The following is a 15,560-nucleotide window of genomic DNA, read 5'->3' on the forward strand; positions in this document are numbered from 1 at the left end:
CCACTTTTTCCTTTGTCTGCTGATTTCGTTCCCATGAGCACCACGCGCTTTCTCACCGGCATCACCACCACGGGCACGCCCCACCTGGGCAACTTCGTCGGCTCCATCCGCCCCTCGGTGGCGGCCAGCCTGCGCCCTGGCGTGCAGAGCTTCTACTTCCTGGCCGATTACCACGCGCTCATCAAGTGCGAAGACCCGGTGCGCATCCAGCGCTCCACGCTGGAGATTGCGGCGAGCTGGCTCGCCGCTGGCCTGGACCCGGAAAAAGTCACCTTCTACCGCCAGTCGGACATCCCCGAAATCCCCGAACTCACCTGGCTACTGACCTGCGTGACCGGCAAGGGCTTGCTCAACCGCGCCCATGCCTACAAGGCCAGCGTGGACAAAAACCACGAAGCGGGCCGTGAAAGCGACGACGGCGTGACCGCAGGCCTGTTCATGTACCCGGTGCTGATGGCCGCAGACATCTTGATGTTCAAGGCGCACAAGGTACCCGTGGGGCGCGACCAGGTACAGCACATCGAGATGGCGCGCGACATGGGCGCGAGCTTCAATCACCTGTATGGCGAGCACTTTGTGCTGCCCGAAGCGGTGATCGACGACAACGTGGCCACCCTGCCCGGCCTGGACGGCCGCAAGATGAGCAAGAGCTACGACAACACCATCCCACTGTTCTCCTCGCGGGCGCAGTTGCAAAAGCTCATTGGCGGCATCGTCACCGATTCGCGCGCACCGGGTGAGGCCAAGGACACCGAAGGCTCGGCCCTGTTCCAGATCTACCAGGCCTTTGCCACGCCGGAAGAAACCGCTGCGCTGCGCCAACAGTACGCCAATGGCATTGCCTGGAGCGAGGCCAAGCAGATGCTGCTCGAGCGGGTGGACCAAGTGATTGCCCCGATGCGTGAGCAGTACGAGGCGCTCATCAACGACCCCGCACGCATCGAACAGACGCTGCTGGCAGGCGCCGAACGCGCACGCCAGGCGGCCACCCCCTTCCTGCGCGAGCTGCGCTCGGCCGTAGGCCTGCGCAGCCTGGTGCAAGCCAGCAACGCCAAAGCGGCCAAGGCCACGAAGGCCGCCCTGCCCAGCTTCAAACAATACCGCGAGAAGGACGGCAAGTTCTACTTCAAGTTCGTCGATGCCAACGGGCGCCTGCTGTTGCAAAGCACGGGCTTCGATGCCCCCAAGGAAGCCGGACAGGCCATTGCACAACTACAGCAAAACGCCGACGCCCTGCAGACCCTGGCGCCCCGACTGACCCCGGTGGACGGCGTGACACCCGCCGATGTGAGCGCCGCGCTGCAGACACTGGCTGAAGCTGCTGCCGCTTAAAACCCCCAGCGATTAAAAAGCCGCCCACTGTCAAACCTTTGACACGCTGCGGGCCTGCCCCGCAGCGACAATCACCGCATGGAATGGGACTACCCGCACCCCTTTACGCTGCCCGCCACGCCGTGCGCGCAAGACATCGACGGCCTGAACCACACCAACAATGCGGTGTACGTGCAGTGGTGCGAAAAAGTGGGCTGGGCCCACTCCGAAGCCCTGGGCCTGGGCATGGCGGACTACCTGCGCCTGGACCGCGCCATGGCGATCCGCAAGGCCGAATACGACTACGTGCTGCCGTCATTGCAGGATGAAGCGCTCACCCTGGGCACCTGGATCACCGCCAGCGACGGCAAGCTGACCATGGAGCGGCGCTTTCAGATTCTGCGCGACAGCGACGGGGCCACCATCCTGCGTGGCCGCTGGGGCCTGGTCTGCATCGAGGTGGGCAGCGGCAAGCCACGGCGCTTGCCGCCGGAGTTCTGCCAGATCTATCTACCAGCACTGGTAGCTTAAGAAAGCGCCAGGGCGTGGTGGGCCAGGTGGTCTGCCATAAAGGTCTGGATGAAGTAATAGCCATGGTCGTAACCGGGCTGGCGGCGCAGCGTGAGGGGTTGGCCCACCTGTGCGCAAGCGGCTTCGAACACCTCGGGCAGCAGTTGGTTCTCCAGCAAGAACTTGTCGGCCAGACCCTGGTCGATCAGGATGCCGCCAGGGTACGGTGGCGTTGTTTGCGCGGCCATCAATGCACTGGCATCGTGTGCAAGCCATGCGCTCTCGTCCTTCCCCAGGTAGCCGCTGAAAGCCTTTTTCCCCCAGGGGCACTGGCTGGGTGCGGCAATGGGCGCAAAGGCCGAAACGCTTTTGAACACCCCCGGGTGGCGCAACGCCAGCGTGAGCGCACCGTGCCCGCCCATGGAATGGCCAAAAATCCCCGCCCGCTCCAAATCGACGGGCAAATGCGCGCCCAGCAGGGGCAGCAATTCGTGCGTGAGGTAGCTCTCCATGCGCCAATGCGTGGCCCAGGGGGCTTGCGTGGCGTCGAGGTAAAAGCCGGCCCCCACGCCAAAGTCCCAGGCATCGGCCTCGCCGGGCACCTGGGCACCGCGTGGGCTGGTGTCGGGCGCCACCAACACCAGGCCCAGGTCAGCCGCCAAACGCTGCGCACCGGCCTTGGTCATGAAGGTGTCTTCGTTGCAGGTCAGGCCCGCCAGGTACACCAGCACGGGCCGCTTTGCTCCCTGCAAGGCCTGCGGCGGCAGGTAGACCGAGAACTTCATCGGCAAGCCGATTTCGCGGGAAGCGTGCTGATAGACGCGCTGCGCACCGCCAAAGCAGGCATGCGCGCTCAAAAGATCAAGGGCTTGGAGGGTCATTTTGCTATATTTAAATGAGCTACTAACGCTTACCAAATAAGCGCTAGAGCCATTTTTTATATAAATTAGTAAAGCACGACACCCCGGATCGATTCGCCGCTCTTCATCAGGTCAAAGCCTTTGTTGATGTCTTCGAGCGGCATGGTGTGCGTGATCAGGTCGTCGATATTGATCTTGCCCTCCATGTACCAGTCCACGATTTTGGGTACATCGGTGCGGCCCCGTGCGCCGCCAAAGGCCGAACCCTCCCACTTGCGGCCCGTGACCAGCTGGAACGGCCGGGTGCTGATCTCGGCGCCCGCCTCGGCCACGCCAATGATGATGCTGCGCCCCCAGCCTTTGTGCGTGCATTCGAGCGCCTGGCGCATCACCTGCGTATTGCCAATGCACTCAAAAGAATAATCGGCCCCGCCATCGGTCAGCTGCACGATGGCATCGACCACGTTGTCCACTTCCTTGGGGTTGATGAAGTGCGTCATGCCGAACTTGCGCGCCATCGCCTGGCGGGCGGGGTTGATGTCCACGCCAATAATCTTGTCGGCGCCCACCATCTTGGCACCCTGGATCACGTTCAGGCCAATGCCGCCCAGGCCGAACACCACCACATTGGCACCGGCCTCGACCTTGGCCGTGAAAATCACGGCGCCAATCCCGGTGGTCACGCCGCAGCCGATGTAGCACACCTTGTCAAACGGCGCGTCTTCGCGGATCTTGGCCAGCGAAATCTCGGGGGCCACGGTGTAGTTGCTGAACGTGCTGGTGCCCATGTAATGAAAGATAGGCTTGCCGTCCAGGCTGAACCGGCTGGTGGCGTCGGGCATCAGGCCCTTGCCCTGGGTGCCGCGGATCAGCTGGCACAGATTGGTCTTGCGCGAGAGGCAGAACTTGCACTGGCGGCATTCGGGCGTGTAGAGCGGAATGACATGATCGCCCTTCTTCAGGCTGGTCACACCGGGACCCACATCGACCACAATACCCGCGCCCTCATGGCCCAGGATGGCCGGAAAAATACCTTCGGGGTCGGCGCCGCTCAGGGTGTAGTAATCGGTATGGCAAATACCCGTGGCCTTGATCTCGACCAGCACTTCGCCAAAACGGGGGCCCTCCAGATCGACGGTTTCAATGGTCAGGGGCTGACCTGCTTGCCATGCAACGGCTGCTTTGGTTTTCATGGTGCGCCTCAAAAAATAGAAATGTGTCCCCAAAGCTCCACGGGGAAGGCCCTACTGTAGAGGCCTTGCGGATTTCCAGCCCACCACTGGACAGGTATCCCCACAAACCAGGATCTATCACGCCGCAGACCCTCCCCCAAGCGCCTTCAGAAGCCAACAATTCTGAGCATTCTGCAGGTGCATTCACCCGCCTCAGCGCCCATACCCCTCATGGTCTCTCCCGCTTCTATAGCCTCTGATCAAGCGCCAGTTTGGCCATACCAAGGTGCGCTACCGAGGACTCGAAAGAACACGCTGCAGCTCAAGACGCTGTTTGCGCTATCGAACCTGTAAATGGTGCGCCACCCACTGCTGAGGGCGCAGGGATGAGTGCGCCTGGAGACAGGGCGCAGACCGCAAAAGGACCGAAAGGGAACCGCCTTGGCTTCGCGCCTGAGCGGTCCGGGGTCGGTACCTGCTTTCAGCAGCTTGCGGGCGTCTTCGCGTGCCTCCCGCGCCGGCGACACCTCGGGATAGACACCCAGCGCCAGGGCTTTTCTTTGCCGCCATGGCGGTATTTCAAGCGCCAGTATTGCCCGCCTGGTCGACCTCCAGGTAGAGACCTTTTTCATCTGCAAGGCACAGTCGTGGTTGATCCGGTGGACATGTGGCCTTCTTGCAAGCGGTGTCGGTCAGAGGCATGTTGGGGGCATTTTTTGGGGGGCACAGGAAAACCCGGAAAAGTGCCCCCAATTGCGCCTCTCGTTTGCGTGGCTTCAACTGCCCGCCTTTGTGCGTCTTTGGCCAAAAAAAACCCCGCTTACCTATGGGAAAGCGGGGTTTACTGGTCAGCTTTGGACGTCGTTGAACGTCAAACTGGCGGAGAGGGTGGGACAGCCCCGAATCCACCAATCTCCAGAGGAGAAACCCCGAACTTACAGTGCAGTGTTACACGGTGAAGTTCACAGAGTTGAGATGGCTGGATGTTAGCAGGGGATGGCCTGATCGGCACTACGTACCGCACGCCGCACAGGTAGCAGGCTCTGACTTCCTATGCAATCCCCTTGTCGTTTTGAATCCACGTTTGCCATTGACCGGCCAAAGCGAACTTGCGAACCTAGAGGCTCGTTGATCGCACCCTCCGTCCCGGCTTTGGCTGGGTACGCGGTGCGATCTTTCTTTTGGTGAATCGAAAGGCAGCGAAGATGATTGAGCATCTGGAACACGAGGTACGCGATGAGCTGGAGGCCAGCAGGCAGGGGCAAAAGCGGGCCGTCGCCGTCATGCACTTCAACGGTGACCGCCTAGAGGTGCTGGGGCGCATTGGCCCAAGCGGCGGCATTCGGCTGTAGGTGTCATCCAGGCGGGCGATGGCACGCTCCCATTGCGCAAACAGACGACGCCGTAAATCAGGCATGTCTATCGGGCGCGGCTTGCCTGTGCGCAGGGCCTCAAAACGGGCATCCCACTCGGCGTGGAGCGCTTTTGCCTTGGCGTTGGCCTCCTTGAGGTCAGAGGTCTTGAGGGAGGCGCGGATAGCCCACCCGCCGGGGAAGTGGGCGACAAGGTCTTGCGGGGCACGAAGGCCGAATTGGTAGATGCCGGAATCGGCTCGACGATGCACGCCGGGGAATCGGGTCACGGTAGCTTGGTTCACACGCCAACCTTACACGGTTTGCCGGGGTGCTACCTCTGCTGCGGGCCTCGTTCTCAGAGGAGCCGCAAGAAGAAAGGGCTAGCAAGCGAGTGCCTGCTAACCCTTCTTTTGATTGGCGGAGAGGGTGGGATTCGAACCCACGGTAGTGTTGCCACTACGCCTGATTTCGAGTCAGGTACATTCGACCACTCTGCCACCTCTCCGCGACTCGAAGCCTGCGATTCTAGCAGGAAATTTCAGACCGGCAGCGTGGCTTGGCCGCCCATGTAGGGGCGCAGCACCTCGGGAATGGTCACGCTGCCGTCCTCGTTCTGGTAGTTCTCCAGCACCGCCACCAGCGTGCGGCCCACGGCGAGGCCCGAGCCGATACGAATCAGGCGATGAGTAAGCTGATGGGTAGAAGCTTGCTGGCCTGCGTCATATGGGGCGCACATGAGAAAGCCTCCCGAGTGTGACTTGGTTGATCAAACCTGGCGCCGCCGCATCCTCGCAATGCCGAATAGCGCAACAAGCGAGGACAGTCCGATCACCGCCCACTCAGATAGGGTAGGGATGCTCGCAGGAGCAGCAGCAGACCCTGTCACATCAAAAGAAACAGCATCCAACCCCATACCAGCGCCACCAGTCCATGCTGCAGGAATTGCAGCGGAGAACTCCAAGATGACGCTCTGCCCCGACAGCGGCGCCAATGCAGCCGTAGCATTCACTGATCGGGAAACCCATCCTGTATTGGTATTCGTAGAGTTGAAGGTGTATAGAGTGGCCAAGACCACGGTTCCAGATGCATTCAATACGTTGATACTGAAAACCCGAGGTGCACCACTATGGCTATCAGTAATTGAGTCGCGCCAAGCAAGCGTCGCTGCCGTAATAGCGTTGGGCAAAACAACGGCTTGACGGAGGCGATAGGTAGTCGGTGCACCTGCATCGAACATGTTGTATGCGGCGAAGCTGCCAACAGGGGGAGCACCGGGGTTACTGCAATTCGTTGCGGTACCTGTGTTGGAGACCGTCCAGTCTGTAGCGTTGAGACCGGCTCCACATCCGCCTGCCACTGTCAGGCCTGACGTGGTCCACCCCGATAGCGTGCCAGTTTCAAAGCCTCCATTCACAATTAACTCAGCCGCTTGAGCAGAATTTCCGCAGGTCCAAAATGCAACGATCAAGCCACAACTGGCAAGTATTTTTGAAGTAATGCACGCAACTGAATTCAATTTATAGCTCCAAATATTGACAGTATGTCGATGTTCATCGTAACTAGCTGTGTCTATGCGTGCAAGAAATTTACACCATACCCGCGACCGGTCAGCAAGAAAAACTGACCTTGTCGCCATAGCGCCCCGGAGAACGTAGGTCATCCCCACCTCCATAGCCTGATCTCCCGCATCGCCTAGCGGTCAGTGCCGAACCTCTCCCCCTCACGCTACCCCTCACGGGCCCGGCTCGTCCGATAGGCAAACCCTGCCTGTCAAAACGTAGCGGCGGGCGCAGCTGTTCTTTGCCCAAATATGTAACAGGCCGCAGAAAATTTTTCACGCACCTGTAAATAACCCCAGCGTTATGCGCTCCAGTTCGCCCGTTTATGCATGTGGCCTGCGCAACACCTGCCCCAGCACACAAAACTCGGGAGAAATTCCACATGGTAAAAAATTTGACCCATTTTCCGCTCTATTTGCCCCCAAAGGGGCAACTTCTGGGTTGGGACGGAGAGGCAGCCCATTCAGTCCGCCATTGGCTGAATCGGGAGATTTGTAACAGTGCCGGAGGCGCATTTGATGCTCCGAGTCCCCTGGCATCAGCACCTTACTCAGGCCGCGGCTCGCAGCCTGGGCGCAACGCAATGACGTTCGTTGCCCGCTAACTCTCTCAGTCCATCTCACAGCGCATGACCGCCATTTTTATGCACGGCGGTTGCGCATCGCCGAAGGAGTCAACCATGAATAACCCGGACCAACTGAGCCTCGCTCTGCAAACCGCCTGCCTCATCCAGCAAAACCAGATGCTCAAGCAGCAGAACGCCATGCTGCGCGATCTCATGGATCACGTGGACGCAGTAGGTGACCGGCTGTGGCGCATGGATCGCCGTCTCACCACCCCGCCGGTCGATCAGGCCGGGACGCGCAAGCGGGCAAGCAAGAAGCGCCGTCTGGCCCGCAAGCTGCCTGCCGCTCGCAAGCGCTCAGGTAAGAAGGCATGACCCAGAGCGATGGGGGCTCCAGCCCCTGTCTATCCGCATGTCGCAGGGCGCTCACACGCCAATCCACCGGCGGTCGGGCAAGGCAACTGCCTGCCCGTCTCACAGCGTCCTGCGCATGCTCACCCAACATTCAATGAGAAACGTATATGTCTATCTATCAAATCAACCCCTCTGACAACTCTGGGGTCACTCGCAACCTCAACAACTACGTGGCGAAACAGGTCGTGGCCCAAGCGCTGGGGCTCAATACCAAGCCGAGCCCTATGGAAAACGAGCAGACGGAAGCCGATAGCACTACACCCAGCCAGGAAGCTGAACCGGTGCTCGTGTCCTCGACGGTAGCTCCTGCACTCGTATCTGAATCCGAAGAAGCATCGCCCCCGCGCCAGTACGCCGGAGAAGCTCAACTCATGGCTGCCATCCTCGATTGGCAGCGCAATCTGCGCAAGGAGCTGGAGGCCGACAATCTGGCAACCGAGCACCTGCCTGCTGGCAGTGATAGCAACTACATGGCGAAGCTGGTCGTCGCCCAAGCTGTGGGGCTCCACCCCGAGCCGAGCACGAAGGAAGACGAGCAGACGGAAACCGCTCCCAGCCTGGAAGCTGAACCTCTGCTCACGTCCTCAATGGCGGCACCGGCGCCCGAACTGGAGGAAGCGGCTCTGCGCCATGCATCTACGCCTACGCTCCAATTGCCCGTACCCACGCTGCCGCTCCCGCCAGGGGTAACGCGCTGGTTGCCCACCCATACCTCGCAGGACTTCCGCCACCTGCCTCGGCATGTCTGGCTGGTGCGGGATGTGTTCCATGGGGGCGAGATCATCATCCTGTGGGGCGAGTCCCAGGCGGGCAAGACGGCGCTGCTGCTCGATATGGTGGCAGCAATTGCGAGTGGATCTGACTGGGCAGGGCATCCCGTGACCCGCACGAATGTGATCTATGTAGCTCTGGAAGGGCAGATCGGGGTGCGTACCCGCGTGCAAGCACTGGAGCACGACCGGGGCGTCAGCCACCTGGAAGGCATCCACTATGTCTTCAATCCCTGCAACGTCGCCAGCGAGAATGACGTCAACGAATTGGCGCTAACGGCGCTAAAGCACGGTGCCAAGTTCATCGTGATCGATACGCTGTCGGCGTCCATCGCCGGGATGGCGGAAGAGAACAGCAACACCGCCATGGCCGGGGTAATCGCTAACGTGCAGCGCCTGACCCAGATGACCGGGGCGGCGGTGCTGCTCGTGCACCATTGCGGCAATGACCCTCGGCGGGGAGCGCGCGGCGCGTATGCGCTGCACGCGAATCCGGACGTGTCCATCGAAGTGGGCCGCTCGGGCGAAGATCGCTACTGGCGTCTGGACAAGGGTCGGGACGGCGTACCGGCAAGCGGATGGTTCAAGATCGAAGGGGTCAGTTTCCAGCAAGAGCATGAAACGGAGCCCCTGAAATCCATCGTGGTGCGGCATGTCGAGGATGCAGAGGCTCCGGCTGCCCTGCCATCGCCCAAAACCAAGGCACAGGAGCGAGCCGATGAGGCGCTAAAGGCAATCACCTTGCATTTGCGCATCGCAGGCGTCGGCCCCGATGGCGAACAGTCTCCGGGGGATGCGACCTATGAAGCCATCAACAAGGTTGTCGCGCAAGCATTCAAGGACAAGTGCGACAGCGGGGAAGAAGGCTATGGCAGCAACCATCGCGCCAAGAATGTGCGCGAGGCGATCCAGTCCCTGATCGATGCCGGACTGGCGATCATCGACGAGTCCGACACGGCGACCTGCCCATACTGCGCGGAAACGATCAAGCGGGAGGCCACGCGCTGCAAACATTGCGGCTCGGATATCCCCAAGGTGGCAGCATGACCATCGGCAATAGGGCGAGGGGTAGCCTCCTCGTGCCGCTCTGCATGGTTGTCACGGCGTGGATGGGGGATGCCATGGCAGGCACCTCGGAGTGCTACGCGATCAAGGACGCGGACAAGCGGGCGTACTGTCTGGCACAGGTCAAGCGGGACTACGGGTACTGCTACCGCATCAAGGATGGTGACAACCGCAACCAGTGTCTCGCGGAAATCAAAGGATCACGGGATCGTTGCTACGCCATCAAAGACCAGGACCGCCGCAAGGCGTGTCTCGCTCGGGCAATTTCACGTTGACGGAACCGCCTGCAGTAGTTGCAATAGAGCCAGGGCAGGATGTGGGGTCGTGCTCATCAAACTCGACGGTAGGCGCGAAAGACAAGCATGCATCCAACACTCGGCCACGCCCTACGTTCCATAGTATTCCTCGCTATTTGCATGGGCTCAGGTGCGAATGCAGGCCCACTCTATAAGTGCGAAATCAACGGGAAGACCGAGTTTCAAGATCGGCCCTGTGTTGCGGCCAACCAGAAAGTGGCCTGCATCCAGGGAGATAACCAGGAAATCCAGTATGCGGACAAATTGTCCGAGCCTTGCAAGCCTACACAGGCAGAGTCCCTCTCATCGGGCTATGGTGGAAGCAGCTATCAGTACAGGGGCTCAGCGGGGTATGGAGGTCGCTCCTCCTCTGCAGGAACCGACGTGACAGTGCGCGGGTACACAAGATCCAACGGAACCTACGTACAAGGGCATACGCGGAGCGCACCAGGTCGTGGACGAGGTAGATGGCTGTGTGCAGGAAGCCAGACGATAAGTAAGTCGCTGGGTAGAAATGCAAAACGGGCCACTCGGGCCCGTCTGATATGAATACTTGCAGTGGAGGGTGGGATTCGAACCCACGGTAGTGTTGCCACTACGCCTGATTTCGAGTCAGGTACATTCGACCACTCTGCCACCTCTCCGCGACTCGAAGCCTGCGATTCTAGCAGTCTTTTTTCGGGCGATTCCATGGGCCCAGCGTGGTCGTCGCGCGGATCCGTCATACACAGACACATACGCCTACTGCCTGAGCCGCCTGCACAGCGGCTCTATACAGAGCTGCCTGGCTGAAATATCATCCGCACAGTCACTTACATTCTTAGGCGCGCTGAGCGTGCCCGCCCATGCGCATCTCACACTCCTGCAGCGCGCTTGCGCTGGTGATCGCCATGTCTTTGGTCAGTGCCCACGCGAATACCGACGATCTGCTGCGCATGTCGGACCAGCTCGATCGCCTAGACCAATTGGATTTGCAAGACAGCCTGGGCAAGGCCCAGCGCTGCACCAGCGAACGCAACTTCTCCTGCGCAGAGACTACTTTGCGCAATGCACTCAAGCTCGCGCACTCCGCTCGCGACAAGGCAGACCTGGCTGCGGCGCAGGCCCAACTGGCTGCGGAAAAGCGTCGGGTGGAAGAAGAGGAGCGCGCATTGGCCGAGCGTGAGCGCGAGCTTCGGCTGGCCGAAGAGCGCCTGATGGAAGAGGAAGCGCAGGCCCGGCGCCGTGCCGAGGCCCGGGAAGACGACAGCATGGGCACCGGGCAAGCGGTGGCTTTGTTTGGCAGCCTCTTGTCGCAGTCTCTGCGGAACCAGGCCACCGTCCGCGCAGCGGAGGCGCGCAATGCCCGCAACTTCCAGGCGATGAACGACCAGGTCGCCGCGGATGTGGCCAGGCAGCAGCGGCGGTTTGCGCAGGAGCGCGCGCAAATCGAAACCCAACGCGCCGCCCTGCGCCGCGCGCCTGCTGCGGCCACCGGCTCGCCTGTCGCCAGCGCAGCGCAAGCCACGCGCATTCCTCAGCAGCCACCGTCCGTGCCGGTGCCTCGCCCTTCAACAGGCCAGGCGGCGGCGGGGGTGACGGCCCCCTCTACCAGCACGGTGCGGGGACTGGAAAGCGTGGATCACGCCACCTTGGCCCAGATCGGTGCCCGTGCGGCCAATGTCAATTTGGCGGATGTGGACTCGAGGGGCGGCAAAGGTAGCGCAGCCCCATCGGCGCCGACGGTGCAGATTGCGATGCCTGGCATGGCACGCGCGCCGACTTTGTCGCAAATGCAGCGCCCCACCTCGCCACCGGTGTCTGCGCAGCCCACACAATCAGGCTCTGCTTCACCGGCCGGCGGCGGGCCGGGCGGTACAGCGCCCAAACCAGCCGATCCGCGCGAGCCGGACGAGGACGGCTGCATCGATGCCATCGGATGGTGCTCTTCCGCGCCGTCCATGGAGCAGCGTGGCACCACCACGTTCCTGCGCTTCAAGAACACCTGCCCCTTCCGCGTGTACGGCACCTTCATCAATGGCCGTGCCGACGGCAGCGCCGATTCGGGTGCCACGGGGGTGGCTGCGGGCGCCACCCACACCTGGTCCACCCCCTCGGGTTCTGGCAAGGGCTACGCGCGCATTGTTGGCTCAACAAAAGCTTCCATGGACTGGGTATGCAGTGGGCGCATGAATGGCTTCCGTGCGGGCGACTCAACCCTGGACAAGCGCTGACCCGCGGTACAGCGCCAGTTTTGCCGCGATGCTCTTGTATCTCCGCCCCAGCACCTGACTCCCCCTTATGAAAAGACGCAAAACACTTGCCGCCGCCTTCACGGCCCTGGCGTGGGCTTCCACCGCTCTCGCCCAGGTGCCGCCCCATCTTGACGCCTTGCCGATGGTTCTGGTGGTGCCGCAGCAGTCTCCGTACCGCTCCGTGGACGACCTTACTGCGGCGGCGCGCAAAAAGCCCGACAGCATCGTCGTGGGGTCGGCCAACCCGGCAGCCTCTGCCAAGGTCCAGCAGATGGGTGTGGGGGCCGGCGTGCGATGGATCCTGGTGCCGTACCGGAGCTCTGGTTTTGCCCTGGCCGACCTGGGCGCCGGGCAGGTGCATGCGGCCATGGTCACCCTTTCCGCAGCCGAGGCGCAACTGGGCTCAGGCGCATTGCGGGTTCTGCCCGTGCAGACGCTGGAAAAACAGACGGATATTCCGAAGGACATGCTATGACCCCGCGCTTTTGGTTGGGACGGCGCCAGGCGGCTGCCTGGCTGGTGGTGGCCAGTGTTGGCGCCCAGACCCTGCCAGCCGAAGCGCAGTCGGGACCGCGGCGGCTGGAACCTGTCCGGCCTTCCGCTGCGGCGGCGGCCCCTGCTGCAGCGCCGCCGGTCGCACCAGCCAATGCCGCCGTGCGTGTAGGCTGCGAAGGTGAGGCAGCCAACGCGGCGGTGTACATCAATGGGGAGTTTCGCGGCGACTGCCCTCTGGACGTGTCGGTGGCGGCGGGAGCCATCGAGCTGCGCGTGGTCAAGCGAGTGGACGAGCGGCTCGAACGCGCCTACCAGCAGGAATTTCGCATGACCGCCAACACCGCGCGGCGCTTTGACGTGGAATTGGGCGCGCCGCAGACCAGCCGCGACTTCCTGCGTGCACAAGATGTCCGCTGGCGCCAGCACCTGGCCGACTTGCAGACATTGAAGAAGCGCGCCGAGGCGGGCGACGGCGCGGCGGCCCTGCAAGCCGCGCAGGGCAGCCGCAGCCTGATCCAGCTGCATGCGCGGATGGAGGGGCGCGACCCAGCGGAAATCCAGTCGCTGGCGCGGCAGGCCATTGCGCTCGAAGACCAGGCGGCCGCGCAGGGCCACCTGCCCGCCATGGTTGCCGTGGCGCAGGCGCTGGAAAAAGGCTCTGCACACCGTGGGCGCAACCCCGCCCGCGCCCTTGAGCTGTACGCCAAGGCCGCGGCCGGTGGGAATGCCGCCGCCATGGGCGGCCTGGCTGCCATGCATGCCAATGGCTGGGGCACGCCGCGGGACGACGCGGTGGCACTCGGCTGGCTGCAAAAAGGCGCCGAACGGGAAGACGGCCGCAGCATGTTCGGCCTGGCCACGTTCCACCGCACCGGCCGCGCCGGGCTCACGCCCGATCCAGCAGCGTTCGAACAATGGCTGGGAAAAGCGGTTGCCAAGGGCGAGCCCCGCGCCATCGTGCACAGCGGGCAGCGCCTGCGCGACGGCAACGGCGTGGCGCAGGACCAGGCCCGCGCGGTGCAGCTGTTCGCGAGCGTGGCCGATGCATGGCCTGCCGCGCGCTTCCTGCTGGGTCGTGCCTATTTGTTAGGCGAGGGCGTGCCGCGCGATCCTGTGCGGGCCCTGACCGAATTGACCCAGGCCGCCGACAGCCAGAACCCGCAGGCCCTGCTGCTGCTGGGCAGCATGCACCAGCAAGGCCAGGGCACGGCTGTGAACCTGCCCCAGTCCCTGGCTTTCTTTCGCCGGTCGGCAGAGCTGGGTGAGCCTGCGGCCATGACCATGCTGGGCAACCTGCACCAGACGGGCCTGGCAGGCGCCGCCCGCGACCCGGCCTTGGCGCTGGACTGGTACCGCAAGGCGGCGGCTTTGGGCGATGCGGCAGCGACGAAGCAGCTGGAGCACCTCGCGCGCCAGTGAGCAACGCGCGCACGGCGCAAGCCTTGAGCGCGGGGAGGTGATGCCTCCACCCCGCGCCATGCGCATCAAGGCGCCAGCACCGCCTGCCCGCCCATGTAGGGGCGCAGCGCTTCGGGCACCACCACGCTGCCGTCGGCCTGCTGGTAGTTGTAGTTCCGGCACGCTTCGCTTAACTTTCGCGCTGCGAAAGTGAGCCTACACAGAAACTATCCGCTCAGGTCGGAGCAAGCTCCGACACTCCGCCCATGTATGGGCGGAGAACGGCCGGAACCTCGACGCTTCCGTCCGCACGCTGATAGTTTTCCAGCACGGCCACCAGCGTGCGGCCCACCGCCAAGCCCGAGCCATTGAGGGTGTGTACGAGTTCGTTTTTGCCCTGGGCATTCTTGAAGCGGGCCTGCAGGCGACGGGACTGAAAGGCTTCGCAGTTGCTGATGGAGCTGATCTCGCGGTAATTGTTCTGGCCGGGCAGCCACACTTCGAGGTCATAGGTCTTGGCGGCGCCAAAGCCCATGTCGCCGGTGCACAGGCTCATCACGCGGTAGGGCAGGCCCAGCTTTTGCAGCACGGCTTCGGCGTGGCGGGTCATTTCTTCCAGTGCTTCGTAACTCTGGTCGGGGTGCACGATCTGCACCATTTCGACCTTGTCGAATTGGTGCTGGCGGATCATGCCGCGCGTGTCGCGGCCGTAGCTGCCGGCTTCGGAGCGGAAGCACGGCGTGTGGGCCGTAAGCTTGATGGGCAGCTCGGATTCGGGCACCACCACGTCGCGCACAAAGTTGGTGAGCGGTACTTCGCTGGTGGGGATGAGGTAGAGCGCTGCGTTATCGGGCACGGGTTCGCCGTCCTGGCCACCCTTCTTGGCGGCAAACAGGTCGCCTTCGAACTTGGGCAACTGGCCTGTGCCTTTGAGCGAATCGGCATTGACAGCGTAGGGCACGTAACACTCGATATAGCCATGCTCCTGGGTCTGCACGTCGAGCATGAACTGGCTCAAGGCGCGGTGCAGGCGCGCCAGGGGGCCCTTCATCACGGTGAAACGCGAGCCCGAGAGCTTGACGCCCATATCGAAATCCAGGCCCAGCGGGGCACCGACATCGACATGGTCTTTGGCCTCGAAGGCAAAGGTGGCGGGGGCGCCCCAGCGGCGCACTTCCACGTTGCCGTGCTCGTCGGCGCCCACCGGCACGCTCTCGTGCGGGAGATTGGGCACGGCCAAAAGCAGGGCTTGCAGCTCGGACTGGATCTGCTCCAGGCGCGCGGCGGACTGTTCCAGCTCCACCTTGGACGCCGCCACCTGGGCCTTGGCAGCTTCGGCGCCGTCCTTGTCGCCCTTGCCCATGAGCATGCCAATCTGTTTGGACAGCTGGTTGCGCTGGGCCTGCAGCTCTTCGGTGCGGGTCTGCAGCGTCTTGCGCTCGGACTCCAAGGCCTGGAATGCGAAGACGTCCAGGAAGGCCTGGGGCTTTTTGCGGGTTTCCAGCCGCGCGATGGCGGTATCGAGGTCTTTGCGGAGGAGAAGAATGTCAAGCATT

Annotated in this window: 13 protein-coding genes, 2 tRNA genes and 3 pseudogenes; 10 read left to right on the forward strand and 8 right to left on the reverse strand. The window is 62.5% G+C overall.

The features are described 5' to 3' along the window. Nucleotides 1–33 precede the first annotated feature (33 nt). Together C8D04_RS09325 and C8D04_RS09330 are read left to right on the forward strand one after the other, a co-directional pair. Complete coding sequence (locus C8D04_RS09325) at nucleotides 34–1,332, forward strand: tryptophan--tRNA ligase (protein ID WP_116004594.1); 1,299 nt, start codon at nucleotides 34–36, stop codon at nucleotides 1,330–1,332. 78 nt (nucleotides 1,333–1,410) lie between these two features. After that, nucleotides 1,411–1,842 carry a thioesterase family protein gene (locus tag C8D04_RS09330; protein ID WP_116004595.1) on the forward strand — a complete coding sequence of 144 codons (432 nt, stop codon included), beginning with the start codon at nucleotides 1,411–1,413 and terminating at the stop codon, nucleotides 1,840–1,842. Here C8D04_RS09330 and fghA read toward each other — a convergent pair. Beyond that, nucleotides 1,839–2,702, reverse strand: a complete 864-nt coding sequence (fghA, locus tag C8D04_RS09335; protein WP_116004596.1) for an S-formylglutathione hydrolase — start codon at nucleotides 2,700–2,702, stop codon at nucleotides 1,839–1,841. The genes C8D04_RS09330 and fghA overlap by 4 nt on opposite strands. Before the next feature lie 65 nt (nucleotides 2,703–2,767). Further along, nucleotides 2,768–3,874 (reverse strand): S-(hydroxymethyl)glutathione dehydrogenase/class III alcohol dehydrogenase, encoded by a 1,107-nt coding sequence (locus C8D04_RS09340; RefSeq protein ID WP_116004597.1) that lies wholly within the window; start codon nucleotides 3,872–3,874, stop codon nucleotides 2,768–2,770. A 235-nt stretch (nucleotides 3,875–4,109) separates the two neighbouring features. Between C8D04_RS09340 and C8D04_RS18795 the strand changes: the two are divergent. Then, nucleotides 4,110–4,207: pseudogene (locus tag C8D04_RS18795) on the forward strand (IS5/IS1182 family transposase); the annotation flags it as partial. Between the two features lie 152 nt (nucleotides 4,208–4,359). On the opposite strand, the pseudogene C8D04_RS19195 reads toward C8D04_RS18795, so the two are convergent. Beyond that, nucleotides 4,360–4,485: pseudogene (locus tag C8D04_RS19195) on the reverse strand (hypothetical protein); the annotation flags it as partial. Between the two features lie 573 nt (nucleotides 4,486–5,058). On the opposite strand from C8D04_RS19195, the gene C8D04_RS18665 reads away from it, so the two are divergent. Next, the gene (locus tag C8D04_RS18665) at nucleotides 5,059–5,205 is read left to right on the forward strand and encodes a hypothetical protein (RefSeq protein WP_158550297.1); all 147 of its coding nucleotides are present in this window, start codon (nucleotides 5,059–5,061) and stop codon (nucleotides 5,203–5,205) included. 418 nt (nucleotides 5,206–5,623) lie between these two features. Here C8D04_RS18665 and C8D04_RS09355 read toward each other — a convergent pair. The 3 genes and pseudogenes from C8D04_RS09355 to C8D04_RS18965 form a co-directional block, all read right to left on the reverse strand. Then, nucleotides 5,624–5,713 (reverse strand) — tRNA-Ser (locus C8D04_RS09355). Nucleotides 5,714–5,746: 33 nt separating this feature from the next. Beyond that, nucleotides 5,747–5,905 (reverse strand): annotated as a pseudogene (locus C8D04_RS09360) (serine--tRNA ligase); the annotation flags it as partial. Between the two features lie 69 nt (nucleotides 5,906–5,974). Continuing rightward, nucleotides 5,975–6,868 (reverse strand): IPTL-CTERM sorting domain-containing protein, encoded by an 894-nt coding sequence (locus C8D04_RS18965; RefSeq protein ID WP_233521150.1) that lies wholly within the window; start codon nucleotides 6,866–6,868, stop codon nucleotides 5,975–5,977. 527 nt (nucleotides 6,869–7,395) lie between these two features. Between C8D04_RS18965 and C8D04_RS09370 the strand changes: the two genes are divergently transcribed. From C8D04_RS09370 to C8D04_RS09380, 3 genes are all read left to right on the forward strand, one after another. Then, the gene (locus tag C8D04_RS09370; protein ID WP_116004598.1) at nucleotides 7,396–7,707 is read left to right on the forward strand and encodes a hypothetical protein; all 312 of its coding nucleotides are present in this window, start codon (nucleotides 7,396–7,398) and stop codon (nucleotides 7,705–7,707) included. 146 nt (nucleotides 7,708–7,853) lie between these two features. After that, on the forward strand, nucleotides 7,854–9,563 hold the full coding sequence (locus tag C8D04_RS09375; protein WP_116004599.1) for an AAA family ATPase: 1,710 nt from the start codon (nucleotides 7,854–7,856) through the stop codon (nucleotides 9,561–9,563). After that, on the forward strand, nucleotides 9,560–9,856 hold the full coding sequence (locus tag C8D04_RS09380) for a hypothetical protein (RefSeq protein ID WP_116004600.1): 297 nt from the start codon (nucleotides 9,560–9,562) through the stop codon (nucleotides 9,854–9,856). Before C8D04_RS09375 ends, C8D04_RS09380 begins: the two co-directional genes overlap by 4 nt. Before the next feature lie 580 nt (nucleotides 9,857–10,436). Here the strand turns inward: C8D04_RS09380 and C8D04_RS09385 are convergent. Continuing rightward, a tRNA-Ser gene (locus C8D04_RS09385) sits at nucleotides 10,437–10,521 on the reverse strand. Nucleotides 10,522–10,722: 201 nt separating this feature from the next. Between C8D04_RS09385 and C8D04_RS09390 the strand changes: the two genes are divergently transcribed. The 3 genes from C8D04_RS09390 (at nucleotide 10,723) to C8D04_RS09400 (ending at nucleotide 14,025) form a co-directional block, all read left to right on the forward strand. Continuing rightward, nucleotides 10,723–12,090 carry a hypothetical protein gene (locus tag C8D04_RS09390; protein ID WP_116004601.1) on the forward strand — a complete coding sequence of 456 codons (1,368 nt, stop codon included), beginning with the start codon at nucleotides 10,723–10,725 and terminating at the stop codon, nucleotides 12,088–12,090. 67 nt (nucleotides 12,091–12,157) lie between these two features. Continuing rightward, nucleotides 12,158–12,586, forward strand: coding sequence for a tripartite tricarboxylate transporter substrate-binding protein (locus C8D04_RS09395; protein WP_116004602.1), 429 nt, complete (start codon nucleotides 12,158–12,160; stop codon nucleotides 12,584–12,586). Continuing rightward, nucleotides 12,583–14,025 carry a tetratricopeptide repeat protein gene (locus C8D04_RS09400; protein WP_116004603.1) on the forward strand — a complete coding sequence of 481 codons (1,443 nt, stop codon included), beginning with the start codon at nucleotides 12,583–12,585 and terminating at the stop codon, nucleotides 14,023–14,025. The genes C8D04_RS09395 and C8D04_RS09400 overlap by 4 nt, the downstream gene beginning before the upstream one ends. Before the next feature lie 214 nt (nucleotides 14,026–14,239). Here C8D04_RS09400 and serS read toward each other — a convergent pair whose 3' ends face one another. Then, nucleotides 14,240–15,559 (reverse strand): serine--tRNA ligase, encoded by a 1,320-nt coding sequence (serS, locus tag C8D04_RS09405; RefSeq protein ID WP_116004604.1) that lies wholly within the window; start codon nucleotides 15,557–15,559, stop codon nucleotides 14,240–14,242. Between the last annotated feature and the right edge of the window lies 1 nt (nucleotide 15,560).

The organism is Simplicispira sp. 125, from assembly GCF_003096555.1.
GTDB lineage: Bacteria > Pseudomonadota > Gammaproteobacteria > Burkholderiales > Burkholderiaceae_C > Simplicispira.

Excerpts from the sequence above, each read along its gene's own strand:
- fghA (WP_116004596.1), bottom strand. The coding sequence starts at position 2,702 with ATGACCCTCCAAGCCCTTGATCTTTTGAGCGCGCATGCCTGCTTTGGC.
- C8D04_RS09400 (WP_116004603.1), top strand. The coding sequence starts at position 12,583 with ATGACCCCGCGCTTTTGGTTGGGACGGCGCCAGGCGGCTGCCTGGCTG.
- C8D04_RS09370 (WP_116004598.1), top strand. The coding sequence starts at position 7,396 with ATGACCGCCATTTTTATGCACGGCGGTTGCGCATCGCCGAAGGAGTCA.
- C8D04_RS09325 (WP_116004594.1), top strand. The coding sequence starts at position 34 with ATGAGCACCACGCGCTTTCTCACCGGCATCACCACCACGGGCACGCCC.
- C8D04_RS09395 (WP_116004602.1), top strand. The coding sequence starts at position 12,158 with ATGAAAAGACGCAAAACACTTGCCGCCGCCTTCACGGCCCTGGCGTGG.
- C8D04_RS09390 (WP_116004601.1), top strand. The coding sequence starts at position 10,723 with ATGCGCATCTCACACTCCTGCAGCGCGCTTGCGCTGGTGATCGCCATG.
- C8D04_RS09380 (WP_116004600.1), top strand. The coding sequence starts at position 9,560 with ATGACCATCGGCAATAGGGCGAGGGGTAGCCTCCTCGTGCCGCTCTGC.
- serS (WP_116004604.1), bottom strand. The coding sequence starts at position 15,559 with ATGCTTGACATTCTTCTCCTCCGCAAAGACCTCGATACCGCCATCGCG.
- C8D04_RS09340 (WP_116004597.1), bottom strand. The coding sequence starts at position 3,874 with ATGAAAACCAAAGCAGCCGTTGCATGGCAAGCAGGTCAGCCCCTGACC.
- C8D04_RS18665 (WP_158550297.1), top strand. The coding sequence starts at position 5,059 with ATGATTGAGCATCTGGAACACGAGGTACGCGATGAGCTGGAGGCCAGC.
- C8D04_RS09330 (WP_116004595.1), top strand. The coding sequence starts at position 1,411 with ATGGAATGGGACTACCCGCACCCCTTTACGCTGCCCGCCACGCCGTGC.
- C8D04_RS09375 (WP_116004599.1), top strand. The coding sequence starts at position 7,854 with ATGTCTATCTATCAAATCAACCCCTCTGACAACTCTGGGGTCACTCGC.
- C8D04_RS18965 (WP_233521150.1), bottom strand. The coding sequence starts at position 6,868 with ATGACCTACGTTCTCCGGGGCGCTATGGCGACAAGGTCAGTTTTTCTT.